This window comes from Colidextribacter sp. OB.20 (assembly GCF_009911595.1).
Lineage (GTDB): Bacteria > Bacillota > Clostridia > Oscillospirales > Oscillospiraceae > Lawsonibacter.
Genome location: NZ_QWKG01000014.1, coordinates 67,736 through 83,415, shown reverse-complemented (window position 1 = coordinate 83,415; position 15,680 = coordinate 67,736). Strand labels below are relative to the sequence as shown.

16 protein-coding genes and 1 pseudogene are annotated in these 15,680 nt (G+C 51.3%); 3 read left to right on the top strand and 14 right to left on the bottom strand.

The features are described from left to right. Window positions 1–146: 146 nt before the first annotated feature. The 3 genes from D1641_RS04410 to D1641_RS04400 form a co-directional block, all read right to left on the bottom strand. Window positions 147–521, bottom strand: coding sequence for a hypothetical protein (locus D1641_RS04410; RefSeq protein ID WP_160663181.1), 375 nt, complete (start codon window positions 519–521; stop codon window positions 147–149). 465 nt (window positions 522–986) lie between these two features. Then, window positions 987–1,583 carry a recombinase family protein gene (locus D1641_RS04405; protein WP_160663180.1) on the bottom strand — a complete coding sequence of 199 codons (597 nt, stop codon included), beginning with the start codon at window positions 1,581–1,583 and terminating at the stop codon, window positions 987–989. 178 nt (window positions 1,584–1,761) lie between these two features. Next, entirely contained in the window at window positions 1,762–1,989 is a 228-nt protein-coding gene (locus D1641_RS04400) for a helix-turn-helix transcriptional regulator (protein WP_160663179.1), read from the bottom strand. 155 nt (window positions 1,990–2,144) lie between these two features. Here D1641_RS04400 and D1641_RS04395 point away from each other — a divergent pair, with 155 nt between their 5' ends. After that, window positions 2,145–2,930: a hypothetical protein gene (locus D1641_RS04395; RefSeq protein ID WP_160663178.1), complete on the top strand. Its 786-nt coding sequence runs from the start codon at window positions 2,145–2,147 to the stop codon at window positions 2,928–2,930. Window positions 2,931–3,032: 102 nt separating this feature from the next. Next, the gene (locus D1641_RS04390; RefSeq protein ID WP_160663177.1) at window positions 3,033–3,473 is read left to right on the top strand and encodes a hypothetical protein; all 441 of its coding nucleotides are present in this window, start codon (window positions 3,033–3,035) and stop codon (window positions 3,471–3,473) included. A 339-nt stretch (window positions 3,474–3,812) separates the two neighbouring features. On the opposite strand, the gene D1641_RS04385 is transcribed toward D1641_RS04390, so the two are convergent. Then, window positions 3,813–4,301, bottom strand: coding sequence for a site-specific integrase (locus D1641_RS04385; RefSeq protein ID WP_201757241.1), 489 nt, complete (start codon window positions 4,299–4,301; stop codon window positions 3,813–3,815). A gap of 17 nt (window positions 4,302–4,318) precedes the next feature. After that, on the bottom strand, window positions 4,319–4,792 hold the full coding sequence (locus D1641_RS04380) for a site-specific integrase (protein WP_160663176.1): 474 nt from the start codon (window positions 4,790–4,792) through the stop codon (window positions 4,319–4,321). A 191-nt stretch (window positions 4,793–4,983) separates the two neighbouring features. Between D1641_RS04380 and D1641_RS04375 the strand changes: the two are divergent. Beyond that, window positions 4,984–5,076: pseudogene (locus D1641_RS04375) on the top strand (IS3 family transposase); the annotation flags it as partial. A 138-nt stretch (window positions 5,077–5,214) separates the two neighbouring features. Here D1641_RS04375 and D1641_RS04370 read toward each other — a convergent pair. From D1641_RS04370 to D1641_RS04330, 9 genes are all read right to left on the bottom strand, one after another. Then, complete coding sequence (locus D1641_RS04370) at window positions 5,215–6,357, bottom strand: SLC13 family permease (RefSeq protein ID WP_160663175.1); 1,143 nt, start codon at window positions 6,355–6,357, stop codon at window positions 5,215–5,217. A gap of 79 nt (window positions 6,358–6,436) precedes the next feature. Beyond that, window positions 6,437–8,527, bottom strand: coding sequence for an ATP-binding protein (locus tag D1641_RS04365; RefSeq protein ID WP_243149255.1), 2,091 nt, complete (start codon window positions 8,525–8,527; stop codon window positions 6,437–6,439). 133 nt (window positions 8,528–8,660) lie between these two features. Continuing rightward, on the bottom strand, window positions 8,661–10,883 hold the full coding sequence (locus D1641_RS04360) for an ATP-binding protein (RefSeq protein ID WP_160663173.1): 2,223 nt from the start codon (window positions 10,881–10,883) through the stop codon (window positions 8,661–8,663). Between the two features lie 77 nt (window positions 10,884–10,960). Beyond that, entirely contained in the window at window positions 10,961–11,353 is a 393-nt protein-coding gene (locus D1641_RS04355; protein ID WP_160663172.1) for a hypothetical protein, read from the bottom strand. 207 nt (window positions 11,354–11,560) lie between these two features. Continuing rightward, window positions 11,561–12,877: an N-acetylmuramoyl-L-alanine amidase gene (locus D1641_RS04350; RefSeq protein WP_160663171.1), complete on the bottom strand. Its 1,317-nt coding sequence runs from the start codon at window positions 12,875–12,877 to the stop codon at window positions 11,561–11,563. Then, complete coding sequence (locus tag D1641_RS04345) at window positions 12,878–13,300, bottom strand: phage holin family protein (protein ID WP_160663170.1); 423 nt, start codon at window positions 13,298–13,300, stop codon at window positions 12,878–12,880. A gap of 143 nt (window positions 13,301–13,443) precedes the next feature. Next, a complete protein-coding gene (locus D1641_RS04340) occupies window positions 13,444–13,842 on the bottom strand; it encodes an isoaspartyl peptidase (RefSeq protein ID WP_160663169.1) in 399 nt (132 codons plus the stop codon). Next, entirely contained in the window at window positions 13,832–14,452 is a 621-nt protein-coding gene (locus tag D1641_RS04335) for a carbohydrate-binding protein (RefSeq protein WP_160663168.1), read from the bottom strand. Before D1641_RS04335 ends, D1641_RS04340 begins: the two co-directional genes overlap by 11 nt. Continuing rightward, window positions 14,413–15,588 (bottom strand): reverse transcriptase domain-containing protein, encoded by a 1,176-nt coding sequence (locus D1641_RS04330; protein WP_160663167.1) that lies wholly within the window; start codon window positions 15,586–15,588, stop codon window positions 14,413–14,415. Before D1641_RS04330 ends, D1641_RS04335 begins: the two co-directional genes overlap by 40 nt. Window positions 15,589–15,680 lie beyond the last annotated feature (92 nt).

The following is a 15,680-nucleotide window of genomic DNA, read 5'->3' as shown; positions in this document are numbered from 1 at the left end:
TTGACTTTTGTTTGCAGGACTCCTTTCTTCTTAATTTCTTATATTATATCATAAAAATTTTTTTACAGCAAACTGTCGCTATAATGTAGCCTCTATAATTCTCTTAGATACCATATTGTCACTCTGTAAAAGTCTTGTATTTACTGTCATTTTTCAAGCGTTTCCTGTGCCAGTTTTTGAACCCATTTTCTGCATTTATGATTAGCAAGGATAGGCCGAATTACAAAAAATAAGAACGCATAAATGAGGCTTAAAGCCTCGCCTTTGCGCTCTGGTGTACTTTCCCCTGTGACTACTGCCCCAGCCCATAGGGAACCGCCAGAGGCCGGGGGGATGGTTTTGGGAAAATACCCTTGCTTGCTCTTGTGCTGACTTTTCTCGGCGGATTTCCCGACCGACACAAAATCACTGCGGAAGCGGACGTTTACGGCGGCGGCGGTGATGGTTGCCTTTGTTGTTATTGAACAACCCCTAATTGCTCTTGTGTAGTTTTTTACCTCACTTAATCGCTCTAATTGCACTAAAAAAATTTTTGTGTTATACTATTGAATAGAGATATAATATATAAATATATAAGAAATTTTTGATAAGTACGTGAACAACCCTTAATCATTCTTGTGTAGTCTTTTCCCTCATTTAATCGCTTTAATTGCGCCGAAAAAATTTTTGTGTTATACTATCAATCGGAGAAGTGCTTTCCTATTATTATTAGGGATTTTTTGATGGAGGACTGAACAACCCCTAATCGCTCTTGTGTCTCTTTTGTGACTATTCTAAAGCAAGATTTTGTTATAAAGCGGCGGCGCTTTCAGCGCCGCCGCTTTATAACTATAGGAGCGCTCGGCGCTTTCAGCGCCTCGCGCGCAGTTATCAAAAGAACCTATTGCGTGTCTGCCGTTTTCGTTTATACCCAGCGGCAGAAACATTGACCTTGCTATAACATGGCGAACGGGCCGCCGATTTTCGGCGGCCCGGAGTTTCTGCCCTTATTCCTTTGCCAGCTTGTAAAAAGTGCAACGGGTAGTCCCTGTTAGCTCCATAGCTTTCCGGGCGGTGATTTCCCCGGCTTTCCACTGTCCTATAATTTCCTCCCAGTTATCCGGCTTCTGCGCTTTCGGCCTCCCCAACTCCACGCCCTTTGCTTTTGCGGCGGCTATGCCCTCGGCCTGTCTCTGCTTAATGCTGGCCCTCTCTTGCTCTGCAATAGTCCCCAGCACTTCAATCAAGATATTGTTTACCATTTCAAGCACCCATTCTTGACCGTCTGCAAAGTCAATCATTGTTGTAGGCAGGTCTATCACCTTTAGCCTGATACCGTTTTCTTTGAAATACTCAAGCTCTTTCTTAATATCACACTTATTACGGCTCAACCTGTCCAGAGATTTGACTATCAGAGTATCGCCCCGGCGTAACATGGTATTTTTCAAAGATTGATAGCCTTTTCTGTCAAGGTCTTTTCCGCTCTCCTTGTCTATCACTATGTTCCGCTCGTCAATTCCCTGTGCTTGTAATACTATCATCTGTCTGTCAAGGTTTTGCTCCTTAGTGCTTACTCTTGCATATCCATAGGTACGGCTTTCCATGTGTTACACTCTCCTTTTGTTCTCTTGTGATAATAAGAGTATAACATAAGCGTCTGTAAAAGTCAAACAAAAATTACAGACATCTATAAATTATTTTTGAACTTTTACAGACACAAAATCAGGGCTGTTTTGTGGCTTTTTAACGTGTCTATAAAGGTATACTTATTTAGACACTGCGCTAATCTCTAAAGTCAAATAGCTCCTTTGGCTTTATATTGAATACCTCGCACATTTTGAATATCAAGTCAAACGATACGCCAACATTACCTAACTCTATTGCGCTTATATGACTTCTTTGTATATCCAATAATTCAGCTAATTGCAGTTGTGTTATTCTCAACCCCTTTCTATAGTACACCACATTCAAGCCGAACTTTCTGTATTGTTCTCTGTATTCTTCTTTCATGTTCATCACCTCGCCAATAGTTTAGAGGCTGTGAAGCATGGAATAAACTTGTTAATAACGTCGTAACGACGTTGACAGTGGTCATTTTCTGTGTTACTATTTCCATGCGGCATTTTTGCACTGCACAACAACAAAATTAGACGGAGGTTGACACAATGAAAAAACTACTTGCGCTCATGCTGGTGGCGGCTCTGGCCCTCTCTCTGGTGGCCTGTGGCGGCGGCGGTGGAACAGGGGACAACAACACGCCCAGCGGCGGCAACGGGGACACAACAAGCACAGACACGCCCAGCGGCGGCATGACAAAAGAGGAAATGTTAGAGCAGGCAGAAAACAGTGACTTAAAAGAACTGTATGAAATTATTTCAGCCAACAAAATTAAAGCAGAGGAAGAATTAACAGGAAAAATATACTGCTTTAATGGATATGTTGATGAAATAGAAAGTGATTATATAGTATTAAGCTATTATGGAAATACTATAGTAGTGTATTTACCTAAAGACGATATTATTAACTTAGTGAAAGACCAAGAAATCGCTGTTGTTGGCGAATTGGGAAAAGTTGGATATGAGGATAATTCGAGTTGGTACATTTCTTATGGTGGGTGTGAATTGATAAATGCTTATGTAGCAAAAGATATATATGAAATCACTGGGAAATTAACCTTTAGATATTTGACATTAAAAGAAATAGATGGAAGTATAGTTTCTCAAGATGGGAAAGAAGATGCCTGGTACTTCGGACTTACAGAACCTGATGCAACTGTTGAAACAATGATTATTTCATTGTCAGATGCTATCTCTGTTAATCATGTACCTGGTCAATCTATTGACACAATTACTATTGATGGAACAGAATTAAAAAATGGAGACAATATAACAATATCAGGTAGAAAGACTGCAAATTCTATGATAGATGTAAAATTAGTTAGCGTAAATTAAATTTTAGGGCGGTTAGTGTTTACACACTAACCGCCTTTCCTCTTGACAATTCAATAACAAATCTTTACACTATACCCATATTACTGCAAGGAGGCGGCGAACATGGCAAAAAAGAACGAATCCCGCAAGCACTGGCAAGAAATGACCTTTCGGGAGTTGGACAATAAAGCACTGATTGAACACGCTTTAAGCCTTGGAAAGAAAAAGGGAGCGGAAGCCCTGACTTATTTGCAACAGTTGGACGCTGAAAAAATCCCTTTTACCGCTGAAATGAAGCAGAAGCGGCGGGAGGAATTGCAGAAGAAAAAGAAGCGGCAGAAGCAAGGCGAAAGAATGGTAGAGCTTGACGAGCCTTTATATACCGCTGAACAAATAGAAGAAATGTTAGGCGATATTAAAGAAATACCTAAATACGCCCCTTTGAAAATCAAAAGAATGTATTGTGAAAAGTATTATCCCGCAATCCTTCCCAACAAAAAAGAGACTACCTCTTTCGCTGACGAGATAGCAAAAGCCCTTGCAGAACTGCAAGCGGGAGACTGACAGGCCATAGGCGGCGGCGACCGAAGGGAGCCGCCGCCCTCTTTACTTGCCTTGCTCAACGGCTGGTGGAGCGGGAGCAGGGCCGACAAGCCGCCAACGGCGGCGCAGTCGGCCCCAGCGAGCGGGAGCGGGAGCCGCTGGCCCTCTCGATTTGAAGCACTCGGCGGGAGCTGCGGCCCTCAGCAGCTACAAGGCCACAGGAGGCCCATAGAGGCCCGTTAGGGTCTCGCCCATGTCCCAGCATTACCAGACACGCAAGAGGCCCTTAGAAGCCGCTCAGCGGCGGCGGTGGACAAAAAGAGGGGGAGCGGCTTTCTTTGCCGCCCCCCTGTGCCGTATTCAATCGCCTTTCGGTCTTAGCGTTTTCTTTGTTGTAGTCCTTGCTATGTTCTCCAATGGGTTGAACTCAATAAACCTGTCTCTGGCTGTGTCTGCGTAAATGTTCATGTAATGCTCACTCATGGCAAGGGTGGAATGTCCCAGCACTTTAGAAAGCTGTACCACGTCCCCGCCATTCAAAAACCATTCTCTGGCGAACGTGTGCCGCAATCCGTGAAGTGTGGTCTTGCTCACGCCTCTGCTTTTCGTGTACTCTCTAAAGCCCTGTGTTAAGGCTTGCTTTGCTATCTTGTCTCCGCTGGCATTACAGAATAAATAATCTTCTTCCCCTGCGTCAGCCCTCCATATAGCTATGTAGTCCCTTAATGCTCTCATAAGTTTAGGCGGCATATTTGCGGTTTGTAACTTCTTGTTTTTCGTGTGCTGATAAAAGACTTTTCCGTTTTGAAAATCAAGGTCTTTCATCCTAATGTCAACAAGTGTTCCCAGCCTCGCCCCTGTGCCAACTACAAAGCAACTAACGGCCCAGCTACGCCAGACGGAAATTTTCTTTTCCTTGCTATCAGGCTTTTAAGTAATGCTTTGACTTCTTCTAACGTGTAGTCTTTCGGCATTTCATCTTGTACCCTAACAAGCCTAATCTTAAAGCGGTCTATGTATTGTCTTTCCTCGTCCATGCACCAATACATGAAAGTACGCATACCCATTAAGTGATGATTGATTGTAGCAGGACGCAAGCCTCTATCTTTCATACTGTTTGTCCATTCAATGAACATTGACGCTACAATATCGCCTGTTTCCTCTGCACGCTCTCCGAAGTATTTATAAAATTCATTGAACGTCACTTGATACGCCTTTAGTGTGTCTGGCTCTCTGCCTAATGCTTTCTTTTCTGCTATAAATTCCTCAAAGATGGAATTAAGATACTGGTTGTTCATTTCTTCCCGTGTCAGTTTTGGCTTTAATCTTTGCTTTGCCATGTCTATACCCCCTTGAAGTTAAAAAATCAAACAAAGATTTTTTCTCAATACTAACATGGAGATTAGCGGCAGTCAAGCAAAAATCAAATGATGAAGTTTAGCCGTTCGTCAAAATAGTAAAGTCTTGTGCTACAACAGATACAAGGATTTTTAATGGTGATTTTTTTGAAAATATTTCTCATTTGATTGCCTATCTGGATTACTACAATAATCGCCGCATCAAGGCAAAGCTAAAGGGCTTGCCGCCTGCTCTTCACAGACAACAAGCCCTTTCAGCTGCTTGAACAATTTTACCGCCTTATTTTTGTCTAACTTTTTGGGGGCACTTCACAGTTCAGCAAGTGCTGATTTTCAGCTCAATACGCTCAAAAATCCCGGAAATCCATGATTTCCGGGATTTTTCTTTATCTATTCACTGATTTTCAGGCCTTAGCTCCTAAAAACAGCGCAAACGCCAGAAGGATAATCAAAAAGCTGACATTTGCCGCCGTAAAGTATCGGAAGTAGGCCCCCTTCATCCCGCCATCCTCCCGCACAATGAGCTTGTAGGAGATCAGGCTGGCCATGGAGGCGATCAGCGTCCCAAGACCGCCTAGATTCACGCCAATCACCAGGGCAGGCAGATTCTCCGTAAACCCGGACAGCAGAAGCGCCGCCGGAACATTACTGATGATCTGGCTCGCGGCAACACCAGCCAGGATCTCGTTGCCCGACACAACCCGCTGCAGCATCTGTGAAAAGACCGGAAGCCTTCCGATATTGCCGATAAAAACAAAGAATCCCACAAAGGTTAACAGCAGGCTGTAGTCCACACGGAGGAAAATGTCTCTGTCCACCAGCAGCAGAGCGGCGACAGTCACCCCAAGGGACACGCCGCAGGGAATCACCCTGGCCACCGTCAGCAGGTCAAGCCCAAAAAGCACCCCATAGACAGCCAGGCGGCCTCCGCCTCCAAAGAGCTCCACCCTCTCAGGAAAGGAGATTTGAATCGCTCCGCGATAGGCTCTGGACTGGAGAAGGCACCAGACAAGGATAGCCAGAAGCGCCGCCGACGCATAGGGCAGCATCAGCAGGATGAAGGCTTTTAAGGACAGGCCCGCCTTTCCGTACAGATACAGGTTCTGCGGGTTCCCTATGGGGGTCAGCATACTGCCCAGATTTGCGGCGACGGTCTGCAAAACCACAACTGGGACGGCCAGCTGCCGTTTGGCCTCCGGCCCAAGCATGTTCAGAACAACGAGCGTAAAGGGGACGAAGGTAATGAGGGCCACATCGTTTGTCACCAGCATACTGGAGAAAAAGCAGAGCAGGACCAGAATCAGCACCAGCTGCCAGACCTGGCTCACCCTGCTCAAAAGAGCCTGGGCAACAGACTGGAACACGCCGCTCTTTTGCAGGCCGGCCATGACGCTCATCAGACAGAACAGGATCGCCAGCGTACGGAAATCCACATAGCCGATATACTCCCTGTCCGGGTGTACAAGAAGCGCGGAGACAATCGCAAGGCCTGACGCCGCGCACAGCACGGTCTCCTGCTTCAAAAGGCGGATTATCTTTTCCTTCATTTCGCTTGTCCTCCGCAGCTGACACATTCATTCCACCTGAACCGTCCACAGGCGGCATATCCCTCCAGCCGGATGTCTCCTAATTCAGATATTTCTTCAGCTTACAGGCGACCGTCTGAATATCAATGGGCTTTGCCAGGTGATCATTCATACCGCACTCCAGGCACCTCTGAATGTCCTCTGAGAAGGCGTCAGCCGTCATGGCAATAATCGGAATGTCCGCGTCCGCCCGCTCCAGGCCTCGAATAGCCGCAGTGGCCTCGTAGCCGTCCATAACCGGCATCCGTACATCCATGATGATCGTGTCATAGTATCCGGTCGGGGATTTTTTAAACTTTTCCACACAGATTTCCCCGTTTTCTGCCCAGTCCAATTCCAGCTCAAGGATAGAAAGCAGCTCTCTCGCCACCTCCCAGTTAAGCTCGTTGTCCTCCGCCAGCAAGACACGTTTTCCTTTCAGTACCACATCGCCCGCTCTTTCGGTCCCACCTGCCGCCTTCGACACCGCAGGCGCGGCCGCCCGCTTCAGATCAAGCACAACATGGAACTCACTGCCCTGACCCTGTTCACTGCGGACAGAGATGGTTCCGTCCATGGTGTCCACAATGCACTTGGTAATCGCCATGCCCAGCCCGGACCCCTCCGTTTTCCGGACCCGGGTGTTGTCCTCCCGGCTGAAGGACTCAAATATCACCTTCTGATACTCCTTCGACATGCCGATGCCCGTGTCGCTCACCAGGAAATGGGTGCGGACCCGGGCGGCATCCTCCGGCAGCGCCTCCTGATACACGGTTATCTGAACAGAGCCCTTCTCCGGGGTGAATTTGACGGCGTTCCCCAGAAGGTTAATCAAAACCTGATTCAGCCGCACGCCGTCACAGTACACGTTTTCCGAGATGATCTCCCGGACAACCGCGTTGAACTGCTGGTTTTTTGCCGCGACCTGGGGCTGCATGATGTTCACAAGGCTGTCCATCGTCTCCCTCAGCGACACCGGCTCCACATTCAGCGTCATCTTTCCGCTCTCAATCTTGGATATATCCAGTACGTCGTTAATCAGTCCAAGCAGGTGCTTGCTGGACAAGGCAATCTTGCTCAGGTAGTTCTGCACCTGCTCCGGGTTATTCGTATTATCCAGGGCCAGAGAGGTCATCCCGATGATGGCGTTCATGGGGGTGCGGATATCGTGGCTCATGCTGGACAAAAATTCCTGCTTTGCCGCGTTGGCCTGCTCCGCCTCCTTCCGCGCCTGCTCTGCGGCCCTCCGGGCCGAGTCCGTCTCCGTGTTCATGCGCCTTAGCTCAGATACTTGGTTCTTAAACAGCTTCAGGCACTGGAAAAATATGTATAGGAGCATGGCGATCACCGCGAAGGAGGCAGCGTAGACCATGGCAAGCCAGCGGTCTCCCATGCCCGCAATGGCACTGTCCAGTCCCTCAAAGGGGAGGACCGTCACCAGATACCAATCGCAGTAGGGAAGGCTGGTGCAGTATATATGGCGGCGTGATCCGCCGTTTTTCACAATAGTGGAATAATCCCTGTCGGCGTCCATGGCGGCCTTCAGCTGTTCAATACAGGTATCCGTCTCCACATCCTGCCCGTCAAAGATGTCGGTGAGCCTGTCAAAATAGTTTTGGTGGCCGCCACCCTCGTTCCCCACCACATAGCTGCCGTCCTTCCGGATCACAAAGGAATAGCTCAGCGACTCATCCGAATCCAGGAACAGAACCTCACCCATATATTTTGTGGACAGTCCCACCACGATGGCAAGGCTTCCACTGCCGTCGGACATGGGATATTCACAGGGAACGCCGAACAATATGACACCGTCGCCTCCGCTGCTGACGGCGGAGGCCGCTTTGCGCTCCCCGCTCCGCAGGCTCTCTAAAAAGGCCTCAGGGTGGTTGAGCTTCACAGGGTCACCGTAAATCATCTCAATTCTGCCGTCGGGAGAATACAGAGCGGCGCACAGAAAATGCCTTGCCCTCGCGCCGTATTCAATCTCCTCCTCTGCTCCGTAACCGGAATCTCCATCTCCCGCCGCAATACGCGCGATGGATTCCGCCATGGTCAGGCGGAGCTCGATGATCGTCTCAAAGTGCAGCGACACCTGCTCGTTCATTCCGGCCATATAGGCGGTTCCAATCTCCTCAATCGTGTTTTCGCTCATATTATGGATGGAAATTCCAAGGAAGGAAAACACGAATATTGTGAGACAAATCATTACCACGATACCGATTCTTAACGAACGCGGCAGCGCCTTGTTTTTCATACTTTTTCCATCTCCACAGCCTCCAGTATTTCTAGGCATCCGGCTCCCGCCTGTCATATGGCTTCCAGATCTGACGGCCTCTCAGCCGGCTCATAACCCGGAACATTCCGTGAATATCCACAGGCTTTGCCAAATGCGCGTCCATCCCGGCATCCTTCGCCAGTGCGATATCCTCTTCAAATGTGTTGGCCGACAGCGCGATGATAGGCACAGTTTTCGCGTCCGCCCGGTCCAAACCACGGATCACCCGAGCCGCCTCATATCCGCTCATAACCGGCATCATCAGGTCCATCAGGATACAGTCAAACGTCCCCGGAGCGGATGCCGTGAAGGCATCCACGGCGGCCCTTCCGTCATTTGCGGTCACAACCTCCGCCCCTGCCTCCCCGAGGATGTACTCCACAATTTCGCAGTTGAGCTCGTTGTCCTCCACCAGAAGGACCCGCATTCCGGCAACGTCGCCCGGCACTTCCCCCTCTTCATCCACGGGCCGGCTGCCCCACGCCTCGTCCACCCGGATGGGCAGAGTGATTTGGACCACGCTGCCCCTGCCCACCTGGCTGTCCACCGTGACCGTTCCCCGCATCTGGTCCACCAGCTTCTTTACAATGGACATGCCAAGACCAGCGCCGTTATAGTCGGTCCTCGCCCCCTGATGCTCCTGGGCGAAGGGCTCGAAAATATGCGCCTTGAAGTCCTCTCCAATGCCGATTCCGGTGTCCTCGATGGTAAACCGGCAGGTTGCAGTCCCATCCTGAAACGCGGTCTCCTCCGCCTGAACAAAGACGGAGCCGCGGAGACGGTTGTATTTGATGGCGTTGTCCATGACATTCATCAGGATCTGCTTCAGATACAGCGCGTTTCCAATCATCCTCCGATGGCGCAGGCCCGCGTACTCCAGCTTCAGGCAGATTGCCCGCTCATCCGCCGTGGGAGACAAAATCGCGGCACAGTCCTCCAGCGTATTATGGAGGTCAAAGGGCTCCTCCACCGCCGCCGGCCGCCCGCTCTCCAGCTTGCTGACCAGAAGAACGTCGTTCACCAAAGACAGAAGGTGCTCCGTTGACACCCGGATTTTTCTCTGGCAGTCCCGCTGCCGCTCCGGGTCATCCTGGCTCTTTTCCAGAATGGTCAGCATCCCCAGGATTCCGTTGATGGGCGTGCGAAGGTCGTGGGACATGTGGGAAAGAAACTCGTTTTTGGCCGAGTTCGCCCGCCGCACCCGCTCCAGGAGCTCCATAATGGACTGCTCCTGTTTTTTTCTCGTCACCATGGTCTCGGTGATGTCCTGGTGATATCCGTTCAGACAGGCCCCCGGCTTTTTGAACGTTCTGTCGGGCACACCGCCGTAGCGGACGTAGATCTTGCCCAGCTCCGGATGGTCCCAGGGGTAGATTACCTCGCCCCGTCCGGCCTTCAGAATTTCCTGCACTGCCTCCTGAACCATCTTCACATAGTCCGGCTCAATGCGCTCAAACCAGTGCCGGTAGCAGTCCTCCGGCCCGATGCTGTCCGGCACGCCCAGCAGAATCCGCATGGTCCGGTCCGCGTACATCCTGGGCTGGCAGCCCTCCTCCAGCTCAATGGTCCAGATGCCGGTTCTGGCGCCCTCCAGAATGTCCTCCAGGCTCCGTCTCCCCTCCAGGTAGCTCCGCTTTTGCAGCTCCCGGAACAGATTGCGCCGCTTCAGGGAGGACACAATAAAGTATGCCGCCGTTTGAAGCATATTCGAGGCGTATTCCAGCGACTTCACAGGGGGATTGTCCACGCCGTAAAAGCCGATGATCTGTTTTCCGTTGTACAGGGGGACCACCACAAGGGAATGGATGCCCTGCCGCATCAGATTCTCATACTGAAGCGGCTCCGTCTCCCGAATATCCTCCACATTCTCAATGACAATATGTCCGCCAACACTGAAATTCCGATACCAGCTGGCACACACCTCCGGCGGGACATTTTGAAGGTTCTCCCGCTCGGGCTCCACTCCGTCCGCCACCCACTCATAGGTGTTGTCATCGCCGCCGGACCCGTTCTGCTCAAAGATATAGGTCCGCTCCCCGTTCAGCGCCTTTCCCAAATGCTCCAGCAGCACCTCCAGCGACTGATCCGGGGTCTCCTCCTGCAGGGCGACACGAAGGCCCTCATTGATGATTGACTCCAGGTTCTGAACGCTTCGCATGCCGCTGTGCCGCTCACGCGCCTCACGGCTCGGAGCTCCCTCTTCAGCCAGTAAAAGTTCCTCTGTACAATCCATATACCTGTCCTCCACTCTCTCCGCAAGCTTCCCTGTAGAAGTCAGAAAATCCTTGTCATAATACCATACAGGCCCAGTCACGTCAATAAAAAGAAGCAAAAATCATGTCCTGCTTGAACAAAAAGCGTCTCCTTGACTGACAGCCCCGAAGGGGAAAGAGATACCGGCCAGGGCCAGCGGTCCCTCCAGAACCCGCCGGCTCCAGCCGGAACGCTTATTGCTGATTCAAAAATTTCACATACCGGGCCAGGATCGTCGCTTGCATTACTTTTGGCGCCGATGGATATGAGTCCTGAGCATTGAATGATGTCGCCGTTCTGCACGGATGAATCCTGAAGGAAGGTATACAAATCTGTGCCGTCTGGAGCCTGATGCACCGTTCCTCCCGACGCCAGTGCCACCGGGGGGAATACCGTGGCAAGCATACAGACCGCCAATAAGGCTGCTATCAGTCTTATAGGTTTTTTCATAGATCGAATTTCTCCTTTTTCTGTTCGTCCCGAGGGCGTTTCTCACCGTTTCGGGGGCGGTTTTGTCCGCCTGTCACTAACAACCCAGGATATTGTACCATAAAAACGGAATAGTTGCAACTATTCACGGCTATTGCAATTCAAGGTTTTTCCGCCGTCAATAGTCAGCGCTAGCGGGTCAAGTAGTAACAAACAAGTAACACTGAATCAGGGCTTCTTGTCGTACAGGCCCGCCCGGTCATTGGTGACGAAAACCCGGATCATGTCAATGGACAAATCCAGGTCAGCGGGCCGGTTGTTTTCGTCCTTCTTGGTGCCCGCCCCGCCGATGAAACCGCCGTCCACCATCTTGATAATGGTGGGCTGGGCGTAGCTGGGCATTTCAGAAATTTTGTTGTAACGGGCCACGGCTTCTTCCTCCATTTCTTCTTCAGCTTTGGTGGACAGAATGGCCTTCAGGATCGACAGGATTTTTTCACCATATCCGGCCCCGGTGGCCCACCCCTTCCCCTGGGGGTTTTCCTTCTGTCCCAACCATTCCACAAATTCAGCACATCCACGGGTGACGTATTGGAACCGGGGATCGACACATTCCCCCTTCAGGGGTTCGGTGTTGGCGTAGGCTTTCAAGTGCTGAATCTGCGCCCTGATCCCCGCCTGGGCCGTAGGGAACGAATTGCCCTTCATACCGTTGGCCGTCACACCCATACCACAGAAGTTGTTCTGATCCAGGGTGACGGCGGAACCGGCAAAGGCAAAATTCCCGGTTTCAAGGCACGATTGGGCGAAGGCCACGTCACCCCTGATCCCTTCAGCGGCCCCTTCCGACAGGTACAGGAAAGCCATATCCAGAACGGACTTTGGGACATTGGGGTTTTTGCCCTTGATATAGGCCACCAGTTGGCCCACAGTGGCCTTTGCGGTGCCGGTAATGCTGGTATAGTCCCCCGGCGTGGCGGCGCTCATAGCGGCCTTCACGGCCTTCCTGAAGCCGTCCATGGTGTAACCGGTGCCCAACTGGTTCCACAGGTGTTCAGGATCACCATGGTTGGAAGCGATACCACGGGCACAGCCTTCCTTGTGGGACAGGATCACGCCATCCTTCAGGGGGTCAAGGTTGTATTTCTTGCACAGCATGGCAAACAGTTCCACGGCGCTGTTGTATGTCCGGGCGGCAACCGCTTTGGCGGTGGGAAGGTCAGAACAGGTGAAGTTTGCCCCGCTGGTGTACTTGATACAGGCGGGTTCACACATTTCAACCCCAATGTGGGTGTTGTTTGCGGCGGCTCCACAATGCCAACCACGCCGGTTCCAAGGAAGCGTCTGGTGAACATCCCCGGTATTGCCGTCAATGAAGGCATGGACGCAAGCCCGGTCATAGCTGGGACTGTTCCAGTTCTTCACGAACACGGCGGCGGAAGGTTGGGGGCATCCCACCGAATGAAGCATCAGCCCTTTGGGGGTGATCGTCCGCCCGCAAGTGTAACACGGGTTTTTGGTCAGGATGGATTGGATCAGGTTCATTTAGTCCCCCTCACTTTCCGCCTTGTTCTTCAGAATGTCAATGGCCCGCATAATTGCGGCGGGAATGGGAATCCCCATCAACCCGGCGTTCTCAATGATGGAAATGGTTTCGTTGGCGATGAAGGCGATCACCACGGCATCCCGGATAAAATTAGAACCCATAACCAAATCCAGGCGGCAAGCCACCAGCACTACCAACAGGGTCACGCCCTTCCGACAAAGGCCCTTCCACCCGGCACGGCTTTCCAAGGCCCCGTTCTTGGTTTTTTCGCTGTTGTGGAATACCCCGGCCACGATCAGGCCGGTGACATAATCCACGCCCATGAAAATGATCAGCGTTACCAAGGCGGCATCCCAACCGCCGAACAGGGAAGCGATCATTCCCCCGATCACCCCGATCACGGTAGTAATTCCAGATTTCATATTGTCCATTCCTTTCTTTGCCGCTATGCGGCCTGTATTTGGACCACAGACGGGCCACAAGCCCCGTTTGCGGTTGTCCCCCATGAAACTACACCCCCACAAGCAAACGGGGCTTGTGGGGGTTTTTCCGGCCTTTTCCGTGGCTATACTTCAACCAGGGCGGCAATACGCCGTAAGTCCAGCACCGGGGCGCTGAAGAAATCCGGGTTCCAAATCCAGTGTTCTTCATGTTCGGCCCGTCTGTATCTCTGACACAGCGGATCGGCCCAAACCTTGTTCCACCGGTTTTGGTGGTTTTTATCCCGTTTTTCCAGCTTGGAAAGGATAGCCCCAACCAGCTTCCCACGCTGAAGGCCGTTCCCATCATCGTTCTGACTAAAAAAGTCAAGAGAAGTTTGGCTTTCAGGGTAACAAAGGGGCTTCCCATCCAGGCATAAAAAATCCCCTTCCACCTGAAGGGGGGTTCCATACGGAATATTGACCGGGCCGGAAACAGAATCGAACCGTGCCCGTTTCCGGGCGATATAGTTTTTATGTTCCATCGGCGGTTTCCTCTGTCCATCCATACACGCCGGGTTCCCACACGTTCCCATCCGTGTTGCTGATCCAATGCTTCCCATCATGGGAAACCTTGTCCCCGGTGTTGTAGCTATCATGTGCGCCCACGGGTTGGCCCCATTTAGGCCATTCTTCAGCCGGATCGGAAATGCCAACCCAAAGGCTGGGGGCGGTGTCCGGTGTCCAATCAGCTTGGGATGTGTGATCCGACAAACACCGATACAAGGCCCCGTTGTGCCGCCTGATCTGATCTTTGATGTAGTTTACCGGATAGGCCCACGGGGAAAACAGGTCAGCGTGTTCCGCCGCTGTCACATCGTCAATGTTCCCGGCTTCCGCCATCGTGACGAACATGATCCCGCCCGTTTCGGTGGCCTTGGTGATTTCCGCCCCGGCATCCGTTTCTTCCAGCATGACGGTTTCCACCCCGTCCAGGGCTTCCCGCCCCATCAGGTGATAAACCGCCCCCTCAAAGACAATGCCCGAAGCCAACGGCTCCGGGCAAAGGGCAAAACATCCATTTTCCTGTTGCTTGATATAGTTGGGGGTTTCCGTCATGCCAATGACGGCCCCGCTTTTTGTAATTCTGAACATTTGTCCTTACCTCCAAAAAAGATTGCATGATACAACCGCCGCAAACGCAAAAGCCGTCCATGGTCATTGAAGTTGCGGTAATAGGCCGCTTGACATTCCATATACTGTTCAATGTCTTTGAAATCCCGTTTTCCTGCAACAAATTCCCTATGAAACAGCTTCAGCTTGCGCCGTGCCCGCTTGATCCCGTCCCGGCTCCCATTGACTTTGATCTTTCCCGTTTCGGTCAAGGTGAACCGGGCCTTGCACCAGCGGAAAGGCTTGGTCAAGGGAATGATTTTACACTTGCGCTTGTTCACCCTGATCCCCAAGGCTTCAAACCGCCGAACGATTTCATGCCCAAGTTTCTTCAGCCGTTCCACATCAGGAAGAATGATGTAATAATCATCCATGTAATGGCCCGCACAATGAACCCCGGCTTGACATTTGATCCAGTTATCCACGGAACTTGGAAGGGCAACCATTTCCTGTTGTGACGGCTCCACACCCAAAGGCATCCCCCGGCCCGGTGTTGGGCATGGGGAATATTGGATCACTCGGTCAGCCAATTCCCGCAATTCCGGGTTTAGGATCAACTGCTGGTGGCGCTGATAAATTAGCGCATGGGGCGCATTGGGGAAGAACCCTTTCAAGTCGATCAGAAGAACGGCCCCTTCCCGCCCATAGCGCCGGAAGTGCCACGCAAGCTGTTGTTTCATCCGCCGAAAATGCCAATGCAAGCCTTTCCCCCGTTGGCTTGCCCCGTTATCATAAATCATTCCGGGACTATACAGGGGAACCAAGGCTTCATTACATAGGGTTTTATGGATTTGTCGATCCGTGACGTGGGGCGCATCAATGGGACGAACCTTCCCCCGTTCACATAACGTGAAGTGAACACATCCCTTGGGCTTCCATGTTTCATCCAGCACTTCCCGCCGCCGTTTTGCTGTCCCGGAAAACAGGTGCAATTCAAAGTTTTGAACGCTTTGTTTCCACCGAACCCCGTTACAACACTTCCGGCCATAGCGGAACATTTTACGATAGGAAAAGACTTTCCCAACAGGCCCAAGGGCATCAGAACGGGCTTTCTTTTTCTCTTGCCGCCGTGCTTGTCGGCGTTGATAGCGGCCTTCTCGCCGCTCTTGGCTGGTCATAAAAAAGTATTCGCTCCTTTGTACAGATGTCTTGTTGGGTGCCGTCTAATCTGCTTTGCACTTGCACATGAAATGGGGTCAGGCACATCCCC

Coding starts and splice junctions, on each gene's coding strand:
- D1641_RS04405 (WP_160663180.1), bottom strand. CDS start 1,583: ATGGAAAGCCGTACCTATGGATATGCAAGAGTAAGCACTAAGGAGCAA.
- D1641_RS04400 (WP_160663179.1), bottom strand. CDS start 1,989: ATGAAAGAAGAATACAGAGAACAATACAGAAAGTTCGGCTTGAATGTG.
- D1641_RS04395 (WP_160663178.1), top strand. CDS start 2,145: ATGAAAAAACTACTTGCGCTCATGCTGGTGGCGGCTCTGGCCCTCTCT.
- D1641_RS04390 (WP_160663177.1), top strand. CDS start 3,033: ATGGCAAAAAAGAACGAATCCCGCAAGCACTGGCAAGAAATGACCTTT.
- D1641_RS04380 (WP_160663176.1), bottom strand. CDS start 4,792: ATGGCAAAGCAAAGATTAAAGCCAAAACTGACACGGGAAGAAATGAAC.
- D1641_RS04370 (WP_160663175.1), bottom strand. CDS start 6,357: ATGAAGGAAAAGATAATCCGCCTTTTGAAGCAGGAGACCGTGCTGTGC.
- D1641_RS04365 (WP_243149255.1), bottom strand. CDS start 8,527: ATGAGCGAAAACACGATTGAGGAGATTGGAACCGCCTATATGGCCGGA.
- D1641_RS04360 (WP_160663173.1), bottom strand. CDS start 10,883: ATGGATTGTACAGAGGAACTTTTACTGGCTGAAGAGGGAGCTCCGAGC.
- D1641_RS04355 (WP_160663172.1), bottom strand. CDS start 11,353: ATGAAAAAACCTATAAGACTGATAGCAGCCTTATTGGCGGTCTGTATG.
- D1641_RS04350 (WP_160663171.1), bottom strand. CDS start 12,877: ATGAACCTGATCCAATCCATCCTGACCAAAAACCCGTGTTACACTTGC.
- D1641_RS04345 (WP_160663170.1), bottom strand. CDS start 13,300: ATGAAATCTGGAATTACTACCGTGATCGGGGTGATCGGGGGAATGATC.
- D1641_RS04340 (WP_160663169.1), bottom strand. CDS start 13,842: ATGGAACATAAAAACTATATCGCCCGGAAACGGGCACGGTTCGATTCT.
- D1641_RS04335 (WP_160663168.1), bottom strand. CDS start 14,452: ATGTTCAGAATTACAAAAAGCGGGGCCGTCATTGGCATGACGGAAACC.
- D1641_RS04330 (WP_160663167.1), bottom strand. CDS start 15,588: ATGACCAGCCAAGAGCGGCGAGAAGGCCGCTATCAACGCCGACAAGCA.